The sequence below is a fragment of the Poseidonibacter sp. genome (genome assembly GCF_041821165.1).
GTDB lineage: Bacteria > Campylobacterota > Campylobacteria > Campylobacterales > Arcobacteraceae > Poseidonibacter.
Window position 1 is genome coordinate 18,760 of record NZ_JBGUES010000003.1, and the last position, 21,140, is coordinate 39,899.

16 protein-coding genes are annotated in these 21,140 nt (G+C 28.2%); 7 read left to right on the forward strand and 9 right to left on the reverse strand.

Annotated features, from left to right (window positions below; all coding sequences use genetic code 11):
* Positions 1–3: 3 nt before the first annotated feature.
* From ftsH to ACERKK_RS00755, 6 genes are all read left to right on the forward strand, one after another.
* Positions 4–2,037 (forward strand): ATP-dependent zinc metalloprotease FtsH, encoded by a 2,034-nt coding sequence (gene ftsH / locus ACERKK_RS00730; protein WP_373771149.1) that lies wholly within the window; start codon positions 4–6, stop codon positions 2,035–2,037.
* 304 nt (positions 2,038–2,341) lie between these two features.
* On the forward strand, positions 2,342–3,895 hold the full coding sequence (locus ACERKK_RS00735) for a 2-isopropylmalate synthase (RefSeq protein ID WP_373771150.1): 1,554 nt from the start codon (positions 2,342–2,344) through the stop codon (positions 3,893–3,895).
* 168 nt (positions 3,896–4,063) lie between these two features.
* The gene (locus ACERKK_RS00740; protein WP_373771151.1) at positions 4,064–6,094 is read left to right on the forward strand and encodes a DUF1538 domain-containing protein; all 2,031 of its coding nucleotides are present in this window, start codon (positions 4,064–4,066) and stop codon (positions 6,092–6,094) included.
* Positions 6,057–6,386, forward strand: a complete 330-nt coding sequence (locus ACERKK_RS00745; protein WP_373771152.1) for a thioredoxin family protein — start codon at positions 6,057–6,059, stop codon at positions 6,384–6,386. The genes ACERKK_RS00740 and ACERKK_RS00745 overlap by 38 nt, the downstream gene beginning before the upstream one ends.
* A gap of 7 nt (positions 6,387–6,393) precedes the next feature.
* Positions 6,394–6,819, forward strand: coding sequence for a heme-binding domain-containing protein (locus ACERKK_RS00750; RefSeq protein ID WP_373771153.1), 426 nt, complete (start codon positions 6,394–6,396; stop codon positions 6,817–6,819).
* Positions 6,816–9,770 carry a DNA mismatch repair protein gene (locus tag ACERKK_RS00755; RefSeq protein ID WP_373771154.1) on the forward strand — a complete coding sequence of 985 codons (2,955 nt, stop codon included), beginning with the start codon at positions 6,816–6,818 and terminating at the stop codon, positions 9,768–9,770. The genes ACERKK_RS00750 and ACERKK_RS00755 overlap by 4 nt, the downstream gene beginning before the upstream one ends.
* Positions 9,771–9,789: 19 nt before the next feature.
* Here the strand turns inward: ACERKK_RS00755 and ACERKK_RS00760 are convergent, their stop codons facing one another.
* The 8 genes from ACERKK_RS00760 to ACERKK_RS00795 all read right to left on the reverse strand — a co-directional run bounded on the left by ACERKK_RS00760 (position 9,790) and on the right by ACERKK_RS00795 (position 18,722).
* Positions 9,790–11,646, reverse strand: coding sequence for a GGDEF domain-containing protein (locus ACERKK_RS00760; protein WP_373771155.1), 1,857 nt, complete (start codon positions 11,644–11,646; stop codon positions 9,790–9,792).
* An 83-nt stretch (positions 11,647–11,729) separates the two neighbouring features.
* Positions 11,730–12,437 (reverse strand): 1-(5-phosphoribosyl)-5-[(5-phosphoribosylamino)methylideneamino]imidazole-4-carboxamide isomerase, encoded by a 708-nt coding sequence (hisA, locus tag ACERKK_RS00765; RefSeq protein ID WP_373771156.1) that lies wholly within the window; start codon positions 12,435–12,437, stop codon positions 11,730–11,732.
* A 12-nt stretch (positions 12,438–12,449) separates the two neighbouring features.
* The gene (locus ACERKK_RS00770) at positions 12,450–13,307 is read right to left on the reverse strand and encodes a TIGR01777 family oxidoreductase (protein WP_373771157.1); all 858 of its coding nucleotides are present in this window, start codon (positions 13,305–13,307) and stop codon (positions 12,450–12,452) included.
* 20 nt (positions 13,308–13,327) lie between these two features.
* Entirely contained in the window at positions 13,328–13,933 is a 606-nt protein-coding gene (gene hisH / locus ACERKK_RS00775; RefSeq protein ID WP_373771158.1) for an imidazole glycerol phosphate synthase subunit HisH, read from the reverse strand.
* A gap of 28 nt (positions 13,934–13,961) precedes the next feature.
* Positions 13,962–14,534, reverse strand: a complete 573-nt coding sequence (locus tag ACERKK_RS00780; RefSeq protein WP_373771159.1) for a ComF family protein — start codon at positions 14,532–14,534, stop codon at positions 13,962–13,964.
* Positions 14,535–14,698: 164 nt separating this feature from the next.
* On the reverse strand, positions 14,699–16,486 hold the full coding sequence (gene lepA, locus ACERKK_RS00785) for a translation elongation factor 4 (RefSeq protein ID WP_373771160.1): 1,788 nt from the start codon (positions 16,484–16,486) through the stop codon (positions 14,699–14,701).
* A 159-nt stretch (positions 16,487–16,645) separates the two neighbouring features.
* A complete protein-coding gene (locus ACERKK_RS00790) occupies positions 16,646–17,719 on the reverse strand; it encodes an OmpA family protein (protein WP_373771161.1) in 1,074 nt (357 codons plus the stop codon).
* A 70-nt stretch (positions 17,720–17,789) separates the two neighbouring features.
* A complete protein-coding gene (locus ACERKK_RS00795) occupies positions 17,790–18,722 on the reverse strand; it encodes a ribose-phosphate pyrophosphokinase (RefSeq protein ID WP_373771162.1) in 933 nt (310 codons plus the stop codon).
* 224 nt (positions 18,723–18,946) lie between these two features.
* Here ACERKK_RS00795 and ACERKK_RS00800 point away from each other — a divergent pair, with 224 nt between their 5' ends.
* Positions 18,947–20,017 (forward strand): Opr family porin, encoded by a 1,071-nt coding sequence (locus ACERKK_RS00800; protein ID WP_373771163.1) that lies wholly within the window; start codon positions 18,947–18,949, stop codon positions 20,015–20,017.
* A 44-nt stretch (positions 20,018–20,061) separates the two neighbouring features.
* On the opposite strand, the gene mnmA is transcribed toward ACERKK_RS00800, so the two are convergent.
* Entirely contained in the window at positions 20,062–21,096 is a 1,035-nt protein-coding gene (gene mnmA, locus ACERKK_RS00805) for a tRNA 2-thiouridine(34) synthase MnmA (protein WP_373771164.1), read from the reverse strand.
* Positions 21,097–21,140: the final 44 nt, after the last annotated feature.

Consider the following 21,140-nt stretch of genomic DNA (forward strand, 5'->3'; position numbering starts at 1 on the left):
TTTATGGCTAATAATCAACAAAACAATAATAACGATTCAAATAATAACAATAATTTCTTTAATAATAATCCTTTATTAATATTTGTAATTTTTTCAATTGTTACAATTTTCGCATTTAAAGCACTATTCCCAGAAGATCAAATGGGAAGTTCTTCAAATTCAGCTGTTGCACCTTTTGGACAATCTAAAAATCAAACAGTTGCTTATTCTGATTTAAAAAAATTAATTAATTCAGGAAAAATTGACTACGTAGGAATTGGAAATACTCAAATTAGAGCTGTTTCTAAAAATGGAAATGGACAGATTCAAACTTATACAGCAAGAAGAGTAATTCCAGATGAAACATTAATTGCAACATTAGAAAAAAATGGAATTAATTATGGTGGAATCAATGAAGAAAATGTTTTAGCTGATATTTTATTTGGTTGGGTTTTACCAATATTTATATTCTTTGCAATTTGGATGTTTATTACAAAAAGAATGCAAAAATCAATGGGTGGAGGAGGCGGAGGCCTTCTTGGAATAGGGTCTTCTAAAAAGATGATTAATTCTGAAAAACCAAATGTTACTTTTGATGATATGGCTGGAAATAAAGAAGCTAAAGAAGAAGTACAAGAAGTTGTTGATTTCTTAAAATCACCAGATAGATATGTAAGACTTGGAGCTCAAATTCCAAAAGGTGTTTTATTAGTAGGACCTCCAGGTACTGGTAAAACATTATTAGCAAAAGCAGTTGCTGGTGAAGCAAATGTTGAGTTCTTATCTGTTTCTGGTTCTGCATTTATTGAAATGTTTGTTGGAGTTGGTGCTTCAAGAGTTAGAGATCTATTTGAACAAGCAAAAAAAGTTGCACCTGCAATTATTTTTATTGATGAAATTGATGCTATTGGTAAAAGTAGAGCATCAGGTGGTCCAATGGGTGGAAATGATGAAAGAGAACAAACTTTAAATCAGTTATTAGCTGAAATGGATGGTTTCTCAACAGAACATGCACCTGTTATTGTATTAGCTGCAACAAATAGACCAGAAGTATTAGACCCAGCACTTTTAAGACCAGGAAGATTTGATAGACAAGTTTTAGTTGATAAACCTGACTTTGAAGGTAGAGTTGAAATCTTAAATGTACATATTAAAGATGTAAAACTTGGTAAAAATGTTGATTTAAAAGAGATTGCTAAAATGACAGCAGGATTAGCAGGTGCTGATTTAGCAAATATTATTAATGAAGCTGCATTACTTGCAGGTCGTGCATCTAAAGATCAAGTTGATCCATCAGATTTTAAAGAAGCTGTTGAAAGACAAATTGCAGGACTTGAAAAGAAATCAAGAAGAATTTCTCCAAAAGAGAGAAAAATTGTTGCTTATCATGAATCTGGACATGCTTTAATTGCAGAAATTACAAAAGGTGCTAATAAAGTTAATAAAGTTTCAATTGTTCCAAGAGGATTAGCTGCACTTGGTTATACTTTAAATACACCAGAAGAAAATAAATATTTAATGCAAAAGCATGAACTTATTGCTGAAGTAGATGTTTTATTAGGTGGTAGAGCTGCTGAAGAAGTATTTATAAAAGAAATATCAACAGGTGCTGGAAATGATTTAGATAGAGCTACTGATATTATTAAATCAATGGCAACTGTTTATGGTATGAGTGATATTGCTGGTCTTATGGTTTTAGAAAAAAGATCAAATCAGTTCTTAGGTGGACAAAGTCAAAAAGACTTCTCTGATAATATGGCTAAAGATTTAGATACTCATATTAAAACTTTATTAAATGAAAGATATGAAGTAGTACTTCAATCTCTTAGAGATAATAAAGAAGCAATTGAGCAAATGACAGCTGAATTACTAGAAATTGAAGTGATTTCAGGTGAAAGAGTAAGAGAAATTATCAAAGAAAATGGTGGAACTGTTTTTGAAGATGAAGATTTACATTCAGAAGCAATTGTAGATGAAGATAAAAAAGAAACTAAAGAATCTAAAGATTCAGAAGTAAAAGAAGATTCAACTACTAAAACAGATAAAAAAGAAGATTAATAAAAGCTAGGTAAGTATTACTTACCTTTAGCTTTGTAAAATATCAAAATAACACTTGACAAATATTTTTTTATTAATTATAATCTAGCATACAATTACAAAGGAGAGTCCAAATGAAAATTTTTAATTTTTATAATAACCATTTCATCAAAAGCGTGAATACTCTTCTACTACTTTCAAAATCTCTCTAATTTTAAATTAGAATACCGATTTACAAACAATCTACATTAAATAACAAACAATAGTTTTTCTTTTTTTATATAAAAAAAGATATAATATTTTACATTTTAAAAGGTAAAAAATAATGGATAAAAATAGAATTATAGTATTTGATACAACGTTAAGAGATGGAGAACAATCACCTGGTTGTTCAATGAACACTGATGAAAAAATCAAAGTAGCATTACAATTAGAAAAATTAGGTGTTGATGTTATTGAAGCTGGTTTTGCAGCAGCATCACCAGGTGATTTTGATGCAGTTTCAAGAATTGCAGAAAGAGTTAAAAACTCATCAATCTGTTCTTTATCAAGAGCAATTGAAAATGATATTAAACAATCTGCTTTAGCTGTTAGTAAAGCTCCATTACACAGAATCCATACATTTATTGCAACTTCGCCAATTCATATGAAATATAAATTGAAAATGAGTGAAGAAGAGGTTATTAAAAGAGCAGTTCATGCTGTACAATATGCAAGAACATTTGTTGATGATGTTGAGTTTTCACTAGAAGATGCAGGTCGTTCTGAAATTTCATTTATGAAAGAAGTAATGGATGCTGTTATTGCAGCAGGTGCTTCTACTATTAATTTACCTGATACGGTTGGATATAGATTACCTCATGAGTTAGGTGCAATGGTAAAAGAATTATCTGATTTTGCTGGTGATAGAGCAATTATTTCAGTACATAATCATAATGACTTAGGTTTATCAACTGCTAATACTTTAGCTTCTGTTATGAATGGTGCTAGACAAATAGAAGTTACAATGAATGGTTTAGGTGAGCGTGCAGGAAATTCAGCTTTAGAAGAAGCTGTTATGGCTATTAAAACTAGAAAAGATGCATTTGGTGATTTATACACAGGTATTAATACTGTTGAATTATTCCCAACTTCAAGATTAGTAGCAACTATTACAGGTGTTGAACCACAACAAAATAAAGCAATTGTTGGTAAAAATGCATTTGCTCATGAAAGTGGAATTCATCAAGATGGTATGTTAAAAAATAATGAAACATATGAAATAATGAAACCTGAAGATGTTGGTGTATTTAAAGAATCAACTTTAATTTTAGGTAAACATTCAGGTCGTGCTGCATTTAGAGATAAAATTGAGCATTTAGGTTTTGATAAAGTAAGTGATGAAGAATTAAACGCTGCATTTGATAGATTTAAATTATTAGCTGATAAGAAAAAAGATGTAACTGATGATGATATTAGAATGTTAATTACTGATGAAGCATTAAATCAAGATAAGACTTATGAATTAGTTGGATTACAAATTTCTGATTGTTCAAATGGTATGCCAATGGCAGCTGTATCTATAAAATACAAAGACGATATTATGCAAGATGCAAATATTGGTGATGGAACAATGGATGCAATATTTAAAACTATTGATAGATTAACTGGAATTAGTGGTGAATTAAATGATTATAAAGTAACTTCTGTTTCTGAAGGAAAAGATTCACTTGCAAAAGTAACAACAAGAGTAACTTTTGATAAAGATGCTCCATCTTTTGTAGGTCATGGTTTAAGTATTGACACAATGCTTGCAACTGCAAAAGCTTACTTAGGTTCTGTAAACTCTTACCTTTCTCAAAAAGAGAGACTTTCTAAAAATAGCGAACATCAAGTTTAAAAAAAGATAAAGTAGTTTTACTACTTTATCTAAACTCCTTATTAAATAACTTTCTTCTTCTTTTTTAACCTTATAAAATAATAAAATTTAGTTGCTTCAGCAAGAAATTTGAATAATAATATTAAAATAATATATATTTACTCAAACACAAGGGAGAAATAAAGTAATATGATGCAGTTTAACTTCTTTTTGAAGCTACTAAAAGAGTCTTTTCGGGATTTAATTCCTATTATCGTTGTAATTCTATTTTTTCAATTAGCAATTATTCAAACAGTACCAGAAGGTTGGGTTAGTACAGCTATTGGTCTAGGTATTGTTGGTGTTGGTTTAGCAATTTTTTTACAAGGTTTAGAAATTGGAATATTCCCCGTTGGTGAAGGTTTAGCAAGAGATTTTGCAAAATCAGGATGGGTTACTTGGATTTTAATTTTTGGATTTTTAATTGGATTTGGTACAACAATAGCAGAGCCTGCGCTTGCTGTTATTGCTGATAAAGCAGCCTCAATTTCTAGTGGAAGAATTGATGCTACTATTTTAAGATTTGTAGTTGCTGGTTCTGTTGGTTTTGCAATTTTATTAGGTGTATTTAGGATTATTAAAGGTCATCCAATTCACTATTATATTATTGCTGGATACATTATTGTTGTTACAATTACATTTTTTGCACCTCCTGAAATTATTGGATTATCTTATGATTTAGGTGGAGTTACAACTTCAACTGTTACAGTACCATTAGTTGCTGCACTTGGTATTGGACTAGCTTCAAATATAAAAGGTAGAAATCCTGTAATTGATGGATTTGGTCTTATTGCATTTGCTTCATTAACTCCTATGATTTTTGTTCAAATTTATGGTATTGCTGTATATAATTTAGTCGATGCAAAAGAAGTAGCTAATGTTATAGTTCAAGCTTCTGTTTCTTCTCCAACTGATATTACATTTCAATCAATCATATATGGAATTATTTCAGTAGTTAAAGATGTTATACCTATTTTATTAATCATTTTATTTTTCCAATATGGAGTACTTAAAAAACCTATACAAAATATTAAAACTGTATTTTTAGGATTTGTACTTGTAATTGTTGGTTTATACGCATTTATTCTTGGTTTAGAAATGGGGTTATTCTCTCTTGGTGAGACAATGGCATACCAACTTACTAAATCTGATTCTGTATTAATGATTTATGCTTTTGCTTTTGCAATTGGTTTTTCTACTACTATGGCAGAACCTGCACTTATGGCAATTGCAAAAAAAGCAAAAGAGATATCAGATGGTAAAATTAATGATTTTGCATTAAGATTATTTGTTGCAGCTGGTGTTGCAATTGGTATTGCATTAGGTGCATTTAGAATTGTTGATGGTGGACATATTCACTACTATATTATTGTAGGATATTTAATTGTAATTATTCTTACATTTATTGCTCCTAAGTATATTATTCCTATTGCATATGATTCAGGAGGAGTTACAACTTCAACTGTTACTGTTCCTTTAGTTGCGGCACTTGGAATTGGGCTTGCTACAAACATTCCTGGAAGATCACCATTAATTGATGGTTTCGGACTTATTGCATTTGCTTCATTATTTCCGATGATTACAGTTATGTTATATGGAATAATAACAGAGAAATTTGGTGTTAAATCAGATACTCAAATTGAGCAAGAAGAGTTATTAAAAGATACATTAGTTGATGCTGAAAATATGGATTTAGCAACAGTTAATATTGATGGTTCTACAGTTAGACATTCATTATCATTAGAGTTTTCAGCTGTTGTTGTTATTGTACCTGTTGATAAAAAACTTGATGCAATTCAAGCTGCACATAAAGCCGGAGCTTCTGGTGTTACAGTATTACGTGCTGATGGTATTGGACTTGAAGAGATGGCTAATTTCTATAGAACGTCATTTGAAGCAAATGATACTTTACTTCTATTTTTATTACCTAGATATTTAGTAAATGAAGTTGTTAAATCAATTATTCATTCATTACATATTACAACAACTGGAAAAGGTGTTGCTTTTGCTTTCCCTCTTTCTCATATGAAAGGTGTATCTTTATCAAAAGAGGATATTTTTAAAGAGCAATCTTATCAAGTTAATTTACAAAAAGATAATCCAATGCAGTGTGTTGATGAAGAAGTAGAGGAAAATTATATTAATGAATCAAATTCAAAATCTACAACAACTAACAAATAGTATTAATACAGGGGAACCTGTATTAATATACTTCTCAGGTGAAAATTGTTCTGTTTGTAAAGTCTTAAAACCAAAAATTGAAGAACAAATAAGTAAGAACTTTGATAAATTTAATTTATATGAAGTTAAAACTGACATACATAAAGAAATCACAAGTCATTTTACGGTATTTTCTATACCTACAATACTGGTTTATTTTGATAAAAAAGAATTTCGAAGAATGGGTAGGAATATAAGTGTTCCTTTATTCATAGAAGAATTAAAAAGACCGTATAATTTAATGACAAAGTAAAATAAAAATGAAAAGAACACTTCTTATTTTTTTAATTGTATTTATTTTAATGCAATTTATAAGACCTGAACAAAAAAATATAGCTACACAAAAAGATTTAGAAATAAAAGCACCATTAGAAGTGATGACAGTGTTAAAGTCATCTTGTTATGATTGCCATTCTAATAATGTAGTTTGGCCAGCATACTCTCAAATAGCACCATTTTCATGGATTATATCATCACATGTAAAAAATGGAAGAAAAGCATTGAATTTTTCTATATGGGAAAATTATACTGATGATGAAAAACAACATGAATTAAAACAAATATATAGAACAGTATATGCAGCAATGCCATTACAAAGTTATATTGTTATGCATAAAGAAGCTGATTTAACTAAAGAACAAAGATTATTAATTAGAGATTGGACAGGAATTAGGAAAAGAAATTGAGAGAAGAGGTATTAGAACTACTTGCAGATAGAAAAGTATTATTAACAATTACTTATTTTAAGTTGCAAAAATTGTTTGAAAAGAAGTATGGTAAAAATACTATTCTTCTTATGGAAATTGGAACATTTTTTGAAGTTTATGAAGTAAATAATGAACATGAACAAATAGGAAAAGCAAAAGAAATTGCTGAACTTTTAAATATTCAATTGACTAGAAAAAATAAAACTATATTAGAAAACTCAAAAGAAAATCCTATTATGGCAGGAGTTCCTGCTATTTCTTTAGAAAAGCATCTTGCCCGAATTATCGCAGAACAAAAATATACAGTTGTACTTATAAAACAAAAAGGTGTTCCACCTAATGTTTCAAGATATTTAGATATTGTTGTAAGTCCTGGAACAAACTTTGATTTTGTATTAGACCAAGATGAAAATAATATTACTTCACTTTTAATTGATCAAATTAGAGGTATTTATTTAGTTGGATATTCAGCAATTGATGTAACAACGGGAAAGTGTTATTATAATGAAATACACGGAACTAGTGAAGATAAATTTTATGCCTTAGATGAAGTTTTTAATTATATGAATATGCATAAAACAAATGAAATAGTTATAAGTTTTGCAGATAAAAATATAAATCAAAAAGAGGTTATTGAATATTTAGAGTTGTCTTTAAAAACTTTTCATATTGGTTCTTTTAGACCTAAGATATCTTATCAAAATGAATTATTTAAAAATGTATTTAACGTTCAGTCATTATTAACTGCAATTGAACATTTAGATATGGAAAGAGTTCCATTAAGTACAGAAGCACTTGCAGTTTTAATTGATTTTGTAATAGGGCATGATTCAAATATTGTGCAAAAACTTTCATCTCCTGAAAAGCTTGATATTTCTAAATATATTTATTTAGGAAATAATGCACTAGAGCAATTAAATATAATAGAAACAAGTCATAATCCATCATTGATAAAATTAATTAATAACACTTCAACAGCAATGGGAAAAAGACTTTTAAAAGAGAGGCTTTCTCATCCAGTAAAAGATGAAAAAGAACTTTTACGAAGATTTGCTTTATCAAAAGAGTTATATGATTATCATGCTCCAATTGAGAATGAACTAGCAAATATTTATGATATTGAAAGACTTACACGAAGAATAAAATTAAATAGATTACACCCTTTCGAACTTAATTATTTATATGATTCATTATTAAGTATTAAAGAAGTTGTAACATTTATGGAAAGTTATAAATTTATAAAACCACCTTGTTCAAGTGCCCAATTACAACTATTTATTCAATCAATAGATTCAACATTTGATTTATCAATATCTGGTAAATATATGTTAAAAGATGTTGAGGTTAATATGGTTTGTGAGGGTATTAATACTCAAATAGATGAATTAAATAGACAAAATGATGGATTATATACAAAACTTGAATTACTAAAATCTCATATCTTATCTTTTTTAAATACAGAAGATACAAATTATGTCGGTATAAATAGATTAGATAAAGAGGGATTCTTTTTAACTTTAACTAGAAATAGATTTAATCTTGTAAAAGAAAAGTTAATGAACTCTCATATTATTATTGATGAAGAGCTAATTTTATTTAAAGATATGAATATAAAAGTTCAAACTAATTCGGTTAAAATATTTTGTAAATTAACAGAAGATATCTCAGCAAATTATGTACATAATTTAAGAAAAATTATTGAACTTAATAAATTAGTATTTAAAGATAAATTATGTGAATTTGAAAAGAAATTTGCAATATTACTTGAAGAGTTAGTTCAATTTATTGCAGAAGTTGATTTAACAGTTTCAAATATTAAAACAGCAAAAAAATATAACTATGTATGTCCAAAAATTGTAAAAACAAAAGATGAAGAAAACTTCTTAGAATTAATAGATTTAAGACATCCTATAATTGAAGCAAATGAAGAACAAGGTGTATATGTACCTAATGATATAATTTTAGGTGAATTATCACTTGCTTCAAAAGAGTATAAAGATAATGTAATTATAAAAAACTCAAATCCTCTAAATCTAACAGAAAATAAGATGCATGGTGTTTTACTTTATGGTATTAACTCTTCAGGTAAATCATCACTTATGAAAGCCATAGGAATAGCTGTAATTCTAGCACAAGCTGGTTTTTATGTACCTGCTAAATCAATGAGATTTTCAATTTTTGATGCTGTTTATACAAGAATTTCAGGAGCTGATAATATTGCAAAAGGTTTATCGTCTTTTGCTGTTGAAATGTTAGAGTTAAAAAATATTTTTAATCGTGCTAGTAAAAAATCATTAATTTTGGGTGATGAAATCTCTCATAGTACAGAAACAATGAGTGGATTATCAATAGTAGCAAGTTCTATACTAAAACTTTCAAAGTTAGAAGCTATCTTTGTTTTTGCAACACACTTACATCAATTACCTGAAATAAATGAGATTGAAGAACTTAAAAATATAATTGCATTACATTTATCTGTTATGTATAAAGATGATGAAGATAAACTAATCTTTGATAGAAAATTAGCTTACGGAAGTGGTTCTTCTATGTATGGATTAGAGTATGCAAAATCTTTGCATATGGATAAAGAATTTTTATCTGTAGCAAATGATATAAGAAAAAAACTAACAGATGATTATTCATCAATTGAAAGATTGTCTCAAAGAAAAACATCTAAATATAATAAAAACGTATATGCAAGTACTTGTGTTATTTGTAAAAAAGCATGTGATGATGTCCATCATATAAAAGAACAATCACGTGCAAATAAAGATGGTTTTATTGATCATATAAATGCAAATCATAAGTATAATTTAATCCCTTTATGTAAAGAACATCATAAAATGGTACATGATGGAAGTATAAATGTAAATGGATTTGTTGCAACTTCTAATGGTTTAGAGTTACACTATACAATGTTAGAAAAGTAGAAGAATTAACTTCTACTTTTTAATATTTTTCTTTATCGCCATTTTTTAATAAATCTCTTGTAAATTTAATTACTTTATTTCTACCTGTTTCTTTAGCCTCATATAAACATAAATCAGCAAATTTAATACATTTCCATATTTGATCTGTATCTTTAGGAAAGAAAGAGTAACCAATACTTACTGTTTTACTAAATGATTCATTATTGAAAGTAAATACTAATTTTTCAAACTCTTGATTTATTTTTGTTGCAAGATTAAATGCACTTTCTTCTGTTGGATTTTTCATAATAATTAAGAACTCTTCTCCTCCAAATCTAATAATAAACTCTTTTTCACTAATAGAGTCTTTCATTGTTTTAGAAAGTTTTTGAAGAATTACATCTCCTGCATCATGACCATAAGTATCATTTATCATTTTAAAATAATCTATATCTAAGAACATAACAGCATAAGTTGTATCTTCTTTAAGTTCAGCTGGCATTCTTCTTTCAATAAATTCATCTAAATATTTTCTATTATAAAGTCCTGTTAATCCATCAACTAAGTTTCTTTCTCTTAAAACATCCATTAACATTCTACTCTCTAAAATAGGTTTTGTTTCTTCAAGATATTTTTTAATTATTCCTATTTGATATTTTGTATGTTTTAAACAATCTTTATCTTTACATAAAATATGAACAGTTACACTTTTTTGTTCATTAATTAAAAATGGAATACAAATATAATTACAATCACTTTTACAAGTAGCAACTCTACAAATTTCAGGGAAATTTTCAGATGCAATAATAGTATCTGTTCTTTCAGCCCTACATTGTTCTTTGATATTTTTTGAAACAGTACAACAAGGTTGAGTATCTTTTGTAGTAAAAATTACTTTTCTTTCATCTTTTAATAAATCATTCTCAAATATACAGAAGTGTTTAATCTCTAGTTTATGTTTAAATACTTGAATTAATCTATAATAAATATCTTCTCTTGTTAAATCAGTTTCAATAGTTTTTTTGAAATTATATATTTCAGAAATATCTTCAATTATCTCTTTTGCTGTTAATAATTTGTCATTATTAACATTTGTTGTTCTATTATGAACAAATGCAGTTAAGTTTTTTTCAATTCCAGTTAAAACAGTTTCTAATTTTTCAATTATTTCATTTAACCATAAAGAAGCCTCTTTATCCTCTTTTAGTGTTCCTTCTTTAGCTCTAATTGAATAATTTCCTTCATGAACTTGTTTTAATACTTCTGTTATTGAATCAAGTGAAGATGTATAAGGTTTGATTTTTTTACTAATATAAATTAGTATAAAGATTAAAAATATTGTAATAATTGCTACAATATTTAATAAAACAGTAATGCTTGAAATTCTGTCATCTTGAATATCAAACTCTAAAGATATAGCACCTAAAACTTCACCTTCTTTTGCATTATGACAAGCAAGACAATTAGGTTTATCAAGTGATGACGCGGTATATGGTATTGTAACTCTTAATGTTGCATTTTTAAGTGATTCATCTGTTACTATTTTTTCTTTTCCAGTTTTTAGAACTTCTTTATCTATCTCATCTCTAGGTATTTCATTTGCAATATTGGATTCACCAAATTGCTCAGTTACACTTTTGGCTCTAATAATCCATAAGTTGCTAACTTCTTCTAAGTCATTGATGCTATCTAAGAAAGTTTCTCTTTGTTGCATATTTCCATTAACCATATGAGTTGTTAATGATTTTTTTACAATATCAGCTGTTAAATAAGCTCTTTTTTTTGCACTATCATAACCACTTTGCCTAGAACCTAGAGCAACTAAAGCAACTATAACTATAGTTAATAAAGTAACCATAGAAAATATTATAATTGTTATTTTTTTATTAGAGTTCATAAAACACCTTTTAAAAATAGTTTTTTATATGATAGCACAAAATTATTTTATTATAATAAATTTTTTATTAAATATATTGAAAATTATAGAATTTTAAATGCTTCCTCTAAATCAATAGTTCCTTCATAAAATGCTTTTCCAATAATAACACCTGAAATATTTCCATTTGCTTTACAATTTATAATGTCATTGATATCTTTTACTCCACCTGAAGCAATAGTGTCAACACTTGAAGCTAATGCAATAGATTCTGTAAATTCAACATTTACTCCACAAAGCATTCCATCTTTTGAAATATCAGTACAAATAATAGCTTCAACACCAGCATTTGCAAACTCTTTTGCTAAAGTAGTAGCTTCCATTGTAGATACTTCTGCCCAACCTTCAACTGCAACCATTCCATTCATTGCATCAATTCCAACTGCAATTGGATATTTAGCTGCCATATCTTTTACAAATTGTGGATCTTTTACAGCAATTGAACCAAGAATTAATCTATCAACACCAAGCTCAACATACATTTTGATAGTTTCTTCATCTCTAATTCCACCACCAAGTTCTATTTTTAAATTACAGTTTTCTCTAATTTTTTTAATTTGCTCTAAATTTGCTGGTTCTCCTGCAAATGCACCATTTAAATCAACAATATGTAACCATTTTGAACCTAATTCTTCAAATCTTTTTGCAACTTGCCAAGGCTCATCTGAATAGATTTTTGCACTATCCATAAGTCCTTTACTTAATCTAACAGCTTTCCCATCTTTTAAATCAATCGCTGGTAAAATATCCATATAAAACTTCCTTTAATTTTTTAATAAATTTTCTATTGTGTCTTCTATATTTTTGTATTTAAATTCAAACCCTAAGTCTTGAAGTTTTTTAGGAATAACATTTTGACCATCTGTTAAAACTTTTGCACCTTCACTAAAAATAAGATTTAAAATAAATTCTGGCACTGGAAGTATAGTAGGTCTTTTTAGTGTTTTTCCTAAAGCCATAGTTAGGCCTTTATTTGTTGTTGGAGTTGGTGCAGTTAGATTAAATGCTAAGTTTGCATTAGAATTTTCAATAACAAATTTATATGCATTTAATAAATCTTCAAGATGAATAAAAGAAAAAGCTTGTTTTCCACTTCCTATAATTCCACCAAGACCTAATTTAAAAGGTGTTAGCATTTTTTGTAATGCTCCTCCATCTTTTCCTAAAACTATACCAAATCTAAAAATTGCAACTCTTGTATTAAATGAGTTTGCTTTTAAAGCCTCTTTTTCCCAATCTTGACATAGTTTTGATAGAAAGTCATTTGAATAAGAACCATCTTCATCGTGAATAAACTGATTATCGTATATACCAACTGCAGATGTTGAAATTAGAAGTTCTGGTTTATTTTCAACACTATTAATTGCATTTACGATTTTTGAGGTAGTATCTATTCTGCTTGAGTAAAGTAGTTTTTTATATTTATCTGTCCATCTATTTATAATATTTGCACCAGCTAAATTAATAACAATATTAGAAGAATTAATTAACTCTTCTAACTTATCTTTTTTGTTTAAAATATCTCTAGAAATAGGAATAACTTTGTATCCTAAGTTTGTAAAATAATCTTTTAAATTCGTACCAACAAAACCACTAGCACCTGATATTGCAATTGTTTTCATTTGAGATCCTTTTAATTATATTAGATTTTCATGAAGTTCTTTAAAATTTTAAGTCCATTATCATGAGATTTTTCAGGATGAGGTTGAAATCCATAAATATTTTCTTTATTAACAGCACTTACAAAATCATAACCATATTCAGTAGTACCAATCACATTTCTTTCATCTGTAACAGCATGAAAAGAGTGAACAAAATATAAATAAGGATTATCAAGACCTTCAAATAATGCATGTTCTTTATTTTTAATTGTATTCCATCCCATATGTGGGATTTTTACATCTTCATGCATTTTTGATTTATCAAATTTTATTATTTGACCATCTATTAAACCCAATCCATCAGTATGTCCAAACTCTTGTGAACTTTCAAATAATAGTTGCATACCAAGACAAATACCAATCATTGGTCTTCCACTTGTTGCAAACTCATATATTGCTTCGTTCATTCCTGTATCAATTAGATGTTGCATTGCATCTTTATAAGCACCAACACCTGGTAAAATAATTCTATCATAGTTTCTTAAGTCATTTGGATCTTTTACAATCGTTGCGTGAGCATCAATTGTATGACAAGCATTATAAACACTTGCAAGATTTCCCATATTATAATCAATAATTCCAATCACATTTAACCCTTTATAAAAAATGATTATACTAAATTTTTGCATCAGCTAGGGTTAAAGAGAAAAGAACAGTATTATTTTTTCTTTCTAAGACCTTTTTTGCCTCAAGTATTGTTGTGCCTGTTGTAATTAAATCATCAACTAATATTACACTTTGATTACTAATATTTTCAAGTTTAAATTTACGAGGATTTTTTAATCTAAACTCTAAATCTTTACCTGCATACTTTACAATATTTGTAGCTTTAAGACAGTTATATTTTGCTTTTATATGTTTTGAGTTTAAATGTCTAGCAAGTATTGCTGTATGAGAAAATTCGTGTCTTGTATGATCATCAATTGGAATAGCTAAAATATCTGTATCTAATGAAAAGTTTTTAGCAAATTTCGCAAAAGATAACTTAGCTAAAGTATTAAAAACTCTATCACCATGAAAGTAATATTTAGAAGAAATTAAATCTTCAAGTTCAGATAATGAATAAAATGAGAAATTAAAAAAATCTTTTTGTAGTTCTCTTTTATGAAAAGAAGGTATTAATAAATTATTCTGACAAGTTTTGCAGATAATTTGAAAAGATAGGTTTTCACAAGTTATACATTTCATAAATAATAATACTATTTATTCTATAAAAATTAAGATTATTTTGAAAATTGAGTTTTAGATTCTGAATGTAGTTTAAGAAAAAGGAAAAATTTAAAGCTCACTATACTAAGAGTACGTGAGCATTTAAATTTTAATTTGGCGTAGAAATACGCAAAAAGATAAAGCTATATTTTTAAAACAGCCATAAATGCTTCTTGTGGTACATTTACTTTACCAATAGCTTTCATTCTTTTTTTACCTGCTTTTTGTTTTTCAAGTAGTTTTCTTTTTCTTGTAATATCTCCACCATAACATTTTGCAGTTACGTTTTTACCTGTTGATTTTACAGTTTCTCTTGCAATAATATTTGAGCCAATTGATGCTTGAATTGCAACTTCAAATAATTGTCTTGGAATTAACTCTTTTAAGGCTTTAATAAACTCTCTACCTTTAGAAAGTGCTTTGTTTTCAGGAACAATAATAGATAATGCATCAACAACATCACCAGCAACTTTAATATCAAGTTTTTGTAATACACCTGGTCTAAATCCAACTGGTTCATAATCAAAAGATGCATAACCTTTTGTAGTTGATTTTAATTTATCATAAAAGTCCATTACAATTTCATTCATTGGAATATCATACTCTAGTAAAACTCTTTTTCCAATGTAATCCATTTTAATCTGAACACCTCTTTTATCATTTAAAAGTTTAATTACATTTCCTAAAAATTCATCAGGAACTAAAATAGTTGCTTTTACATAAGGTTCAAAAATTGTATCAATATAGTTTGGTTCTGGTAATTCACTTGGATTTTGAATAGAAATTTTTTCACCATCATTTTTTAATACTTCATATACAACTGTTGGAGCAGTTGCAATTAAATCTAAATCAAACTCTCTTTCTAATCTTTCTTTGATAACTTCCATATGAAGCATACCTAAGAATCCAGTTCTAAATCCAGAACCAAGTGCAGCAGAGCTTTCAGGTTCAAAAGAGATCGATGAATCATTTAATTGTAATTTAGTAAGTGCTTCTCTTAAATCTTCAAACTTATCTGTTTCAATTGGATAAAGTCCTGCAAATACAAAAGGTTTAGCTGGTTCAAATCCATCAATTGCTATAGGAGTTGGTAATTTTGCATCAGTCATTGTATCACCAACTGCAACACCATCAAGTGTTTTAAGTCCTAAAATAACAATACCAATTTCACCTGTTTTAATTTCATTTGTATTTTGTCTTTTTAAAGGATGTGGATACATTAAATTAAGAACTTGATGTTGTTGTTTTGTATTCATTAATTTAATTAATTGTCCTTTTTTAATAGACCCATCATAAACTCTTACAAGTGCAACAGCTCCAAGATAGTTATCAAACCAAGAATCATAGATTAATGCTTTTGTAGGAGCTGTTTCATCACCTTTAGGACATGGAACTCTATCAACTATTGAGTCAATTAAATCTTTTACCCCAAGACCTGTTTTCGCAGAAATTAAGTTGTTCTCTGTACAATCAACACCAATTGATTCTTCAACTTCTTCTAAAACTCTATCTGGATCAGCTGATGGTAAATCAATTTTATTAACAACAGGAAGTAGTTCTAAATCATTTTCCATTGCTATATATACATTTGCAATAGTTTGAGCTTCAACACCTTGTGTTGCATCTATAATTAAAAGTGCACCTTCTGATGATGCTAAAGAACGGCTTACTTCATAAGAAAAATCAACATGACCAGGAGTGTCAATAAGATTTAATACGTAATTTTGACCATCTTTTACATAATCAAGTCTTACACTTTGTGCTTTGATTGTAATACCACGTTCTTTTTCAATATCCATTGTATCCATCATTTGTGCTGACATATCTCTATCTGCAACAGAACCACATTCTTGTATAATTCTATCTGCTAATGTAGATTTTCCATGATCAATATGAGCAATGATACTAAAGTTTCTAATATTTTCTTGCAAGGTTTTATCCTTAATTTAGGTTATTTATACGCGATTGTATCTAAATATTAGTAAGTTTACAGTTAAATAAAAAAATTAAGAGAATATAAGTTTTTTTGAGTGATTTTTGAAAGATATTAAGACTAGGAAATTTCCTAATCTTAATAGTATAAAGTAGATTTATTTAGTAATTACAGCTGTAACTCTTCTATTTTCTTCTCTACCTTCTGCTGTATCATTAGAAGCTATTGGATTTTCTTCACCGTATCCAACTGCTTTTAATCTTGAAGCTTCAACTTTTAATGCAGTTAATGCATCAACAGTTGCTTGTGCTCTTTTTTCAGATAAAGTTTTATTATAAGCAGCTCTACCTTTTGAATCTGTATGAGCATTAATTGTTGCTTTTAATTGAGTATTGTTTTTCATCATATTTGCAAAAGCAATAATTTTAGCATCATATCCTTCTTGAATTTTTGCTGAGTTTGTATTAAATTTGATATTTAAATCAACGATTGTCATACATCCAGTATTATCAACTTTTGCATTAGGCATTGTATTTGGACATTTATCTAATCTATCTACAACACCATCATTATCAGAATCTAATTCACAACCTTTTGCATTTACAATAGCACCAACTGCACTATTTGGGCAGTTGTCTTTTGCATCAATTACACCATCATTATCTGAATCTTTTGGAGTTTCAACAACTGGTGCAGCTTTTTCAATTTTTCCAAATGGAATAGATAATCCAATATTATATAAAAGATTATTATCTCCATGATCTGTTTCAATTAAATGTCTTAAATCAGCTTTTAACGAAAAATGTTCAGAAACTTTATATTTAATTCCTGCACCATAGTTTCCAAATAAACCGTCTTCGTTTCCATATCCTTCAGAGTCAAATAATTCAATTCCTGCACCAACTAATGCATAAAGAGATGTATTTGAACTTAAAGGATACTCTTTAATTAAATTGGCAAAAAATCTTGTTACATCAGTCTCTTTACCATTTGAATCAACAAAATCAACACTATCAATCGTACGTAAGAAACCTAACTCTACTTGATCAAACATTGAATCTGTTTGATTAAATCCTAAAGCTAATCCCGCATTTGCGTAATTTCTATCAAGTCCTAGATTACCTTCTGTATAAGCTCCCCCAATCATTGGAGTAATTTCATATTTGTAATCACTGTTTGCAGCTAACATCATTGATGCACAAAGCACTGATGATAATAATATCTTTTTCATCTTATCTTCCTTTGTAAATAATTTCGTATATTATAACATATAGAACTTACGTATAGAGTTAAAACTAAAATTATGCGTTAAAAATTGAATTAACTGACTCATTATTGTGAATTCTTCTAATTGCTTCACCCATCATAGCAGAAGCTGTTAAAACTGTAATTTTTTTAGCATCTTTTCTTGTTGGAATTGTATCTGCAATAACTAATTCATCTAAAACACCATTTGCAATTCTATCGTATGCTGGTCCTGAAAGTACACCATGAGTACAACATGCCATTACAGAAGTTGCTCCTCTTTTCTTTAATACCTCAGCTGCTTTTACTAATGTTCCTGCTGTATCAACCATATCATCTACTAAGATTACATCTTTACCTTCAACATCACCAATAATATTCATTACTTCAGATTCATTAGCTTTTTCTCTTTTTTTGTCAACAATTACTAAATCATATCCTAGTTTATCAGCATAAGATCTTGCACGTGCAACTCCACCAATATCTGGACTTGCAATAATTGGGTTTTTTAATTCTTTTTCTTTTATGTAATTTACAAACATAATTGAACCAAATAAATTATCAGCAGGAATATTAAAGAATCCTTGAATTTGTGCAGCATGTAAATCTATTGTTACAACTCTTGTAATACCAGCAGCTTCTAATAAATCAGCTGTTAATTTTGCTGTAATTGGAACTCTTGGTGCTGCTTTTCTATCTTGTCTTGCGTATCCATAGTATGGAATAACAGCTGAAATTGATTTAGCACTTGATCTTTTAAGTGCATCTACCATAATTAGTAGTTCCATTAAATTGTCATTAGCAGGAGCACATGTTGGTTGTATAATAAATACATCTTGTCCTCTAACACTTTCAGTAATTTGTACAGATATCTCACCATCACTAAATTTGTTTAATTTGGCATTTGATACTGGAGTTCCTAGATACTCTCCAACTTTAGCTGCAAACTCAGGGTTAGCTGAACCACTAAAAAGTTTAAATGTTGACATGAAAATTTCCTTAATTGAATGATTATATTTGCGATTTTATCTAAACTGTACTTAATCAATAGTTATTGGATTTTATTATGGATTAATTAAATTAAATATGTATATTTTATAACCAATTAAATGTATAATATATATAAAATTAAGTGGTATAATTTTTCTGTTCTTCTAGATTATGAATATAAATTGCGAACATATTCAATATATAAACAAAAGGAAAATTAATTATGACAAAAAAAATAAGTTTAATAACATGTGGATTATTACTATCAACAAATATGGCATTTGCAGCTGATTCAATTGATGAAGCATTTAAGACAGGAACAGTATCTGGAGATATTACAGGGTATTCTTTAAAACAAGATAATAAAGGCGGTACAAAAGATGGAAAGCTTACTGCTTTAACTGGTGGATTATCTTATGAAACTGCAAGTTTTATGAACTTAAGTGCAAAAGCTTCTTTTAGAGCAGGGCATGTTTTTGATGGAACAAAGTTTAATAATGATTCTTTAATGACAGAAGCTTATGTTAAATATGCACAAGATGCATTTTCTATTTCTGTTGGTAGACAAGCAATTGATTTAGAATGGTTAGGTGATTATAATGAATCAGTAGTTGCTGCAATTACTCCTACTGCTGATACTTCAATAGTTCTTGGGTATGTAAATCAACAAGCTGCTGCTGATGAAGATGAAATAGGTAAATTTGATGAAATTACTGAAGATGGAGCTTATGTTTTAGATATAAAATATTCAGGGATTAAAAATGTTGAATTAAATCCATACTTCTATTCTGCTGTTGATGTTGCAGAATTTTATGGTTTAAAAGCTTCATATTCGTCTGATATGTTTGGGGCAGTTGCACAATATGCAGCATCAAGTGAAGATGTCTCAACTAAAAAAGATGGATCAATTGCTCATATTGAATTAAGTACATCAATTGCAGGATTATCTTTAGCAACAGGTTACATAAAAACTGATAAAGATGCAGGTACTGCTTCAATATCTGCATATGGTGATAATATCTCACCTTTTGATAATGGTGCAAATACATATAGTGCAGATGCAAAAACAGTTTATGGTTCTGTAGGATATACAATTGCTGCAGTTGAATTAGGTGCATTATATGGTGAAACTGACTTTGGTGTAAATTCAGAAGAAAAAGAGTTGAATCTTACTGCTTCTTATAGTATTTCTGATAATTTAGGTTTAGGTCTTTTATATGTAGATTATGACTTAGAAGGAAGCTCTAGTAGTGATTATAAAGCATTAAGTGCAACTGCTAGTTATACTTTTTAATCTTAATATTGTTTAAAATAAATAATTTAGGAGTTACTCCTAAATTATTTAGTACTTTCAATCCAAGCAGAACCAATTACTTTTTCGCCTTCATAAAATACTGCTAATTGACCAGCAGCAACTCCAAATGCAGATTGCTTTAAAGTAATATAAGCTTTTTTATTTTCAATTTTTACTTCACAGGGTGTAGAATTTGATCTATATCTTAATTTAACAGTACATGAGAAATTATTTTTATCAATATACATATTTAAATTTTGAGCTATTACTTCATTTACTTCTAATACCTCTTTTTTACCAACAACAATAGTATTATCTTTAGGATTTAATTCTTTTACAAAATGTGGTTCTTGTGCACCTTTTACTGTAAATCCTCTTCTTTTCCCAATTGTATAATGCATATAACCTTTATGCTCACCTACAACATTACCATTTTCGTCTAATACTTTTCCTGGTAAGTCAATATTTGCATGTCTTTTAATTACATCTGTATAAACTGTTTCCACAAAACAAATTTCTTGAGATTCATTTTTTTCAGTAATTCTTTTATAAGCCACATCTAAATCTCTTCCAAATTTAACAATATCTTCTTTTTTGTATGTACTTAATGGAAACATCATATAAGGAAGTGCAACTTTGTCAACTTGTGATAAGAAGTAACTTTGATCTTTTGTTTTATCATCTGCTTCATAGAAAAATTCACCATCTGTTTTAGCATAATGTCCTGTTGCTAAATATGATGATCCCTTCTCTTGTGCAAATTTAAGCATTGCACCAAATTTTATTTGTTTATTACATTTAACACATGGGTTTGGAGTTGTACCTTCTAAGTAAGAATCAACAAAATAATCATAAATTTCTGCTGTAAATTTATCAGCTAAATCTAATACATGATATTTTATATTTAAAAATTTTGCTACATCTTCAATATAAGCTAGGTTTCTTTCATGATAACCATCTGTTCTATTGTGAAGTTTTAGATATACACCTTCAACTTCGTAACCTTCTTTTTGTAGCATATAAGCAGTAACTGAAGAATCAATTCCTCCACTCATACCTACCATTACTTTTTTTTGCATTTTTAACCTTTAAAAAGTTCCTTTGATATTTGATAAAGGAACTC

Coding starts and splice junctions, on each gene's coding strand:
- ACERKK_RS00780 (WP_373771159.1), bottom strand. CDS start 14,534: ATGAAATGTATAACTTGTGAAAACCTATCTTTTCAAATTATCTGCAAA.
- ACERKK_RS00740 (WP_373771151.1), top strand. CDS start 4,064: ATGATGCAGTTTAACTTCTTTTTGAAGCTACTAAAAGAGTCTTTTCGG.
- ACERKK_RS00770 (WP_373771157.1), bottom strand. CDS start 13,307: ATGAAAACAATTGCAATATCAGGTGCTAGTGGTTTTGTTGGTACGAAT.
- ACERKK_RS00790 (WP_373771161.1), bottom strand. CDS start 17,719: ATGAAAAAGATATTATTATCATCAGTGCTTTGTGCATCAATGATGTTA.
- ACERKK_RS00760 (WP_373771155.1), bottom strand. CDS start 11,646: ATGAACTCTAATAAAAAAATAACAATTATAATATTTTCTATGGTTACT.
- ACERKK_RS00800 (WP_373771163.1), top strand. CDS start 18,947: ATGACAAAAAAAATAAGTTTAATAACATGTGGATTATTACTATCAACA.
- ACERKK_RS00795 (WP_373771162.1), bottom strand. CDS start 18,722: ATGTCAACATTTAAACTTTTTAGTGGTTCAGCTAACCCTGAGTTTGCA.
- mnmA (WP_373771164.1), bottom strand. CDS start 21,096: ATGCAAAAAAAAGTAATGGTAGGTATGAGTGGAGGAATTGATTCTTCA.
- ftsH (WP_373771149.1), top strand. CDS start 4: ATGGCTAATAATCAACAAAACAATAATAACGATTCAAATAATAACAAT.
- ACERKK_RS00745 (WP_373771152.1), top strand. CDS start 6,057: ATGAATCAAATTCAAAATCTACAACAACTAACAAATAGTATTAATACA.
- hisA (WP_373771156.1), bottom strand. CDS start 12,437: ATGGATATTTTACCAGCGATTGATTTAAAAGATGGGAAAGCTGTTAGA.
- ACERKK_RS00735 (WP_373771150.1), top strand. CDS start 2,342: ATGGATAAAAATAGAATTATAGTATTTGATACAACGTTAAGAGATGGA.
- ACERKK_RS00750 (WP_373771153.1), top strand. CDS start 6,394: ATGAAAAGAACACTTCTTATTTTTTTAATTGTATTTATTTTAATGCAA.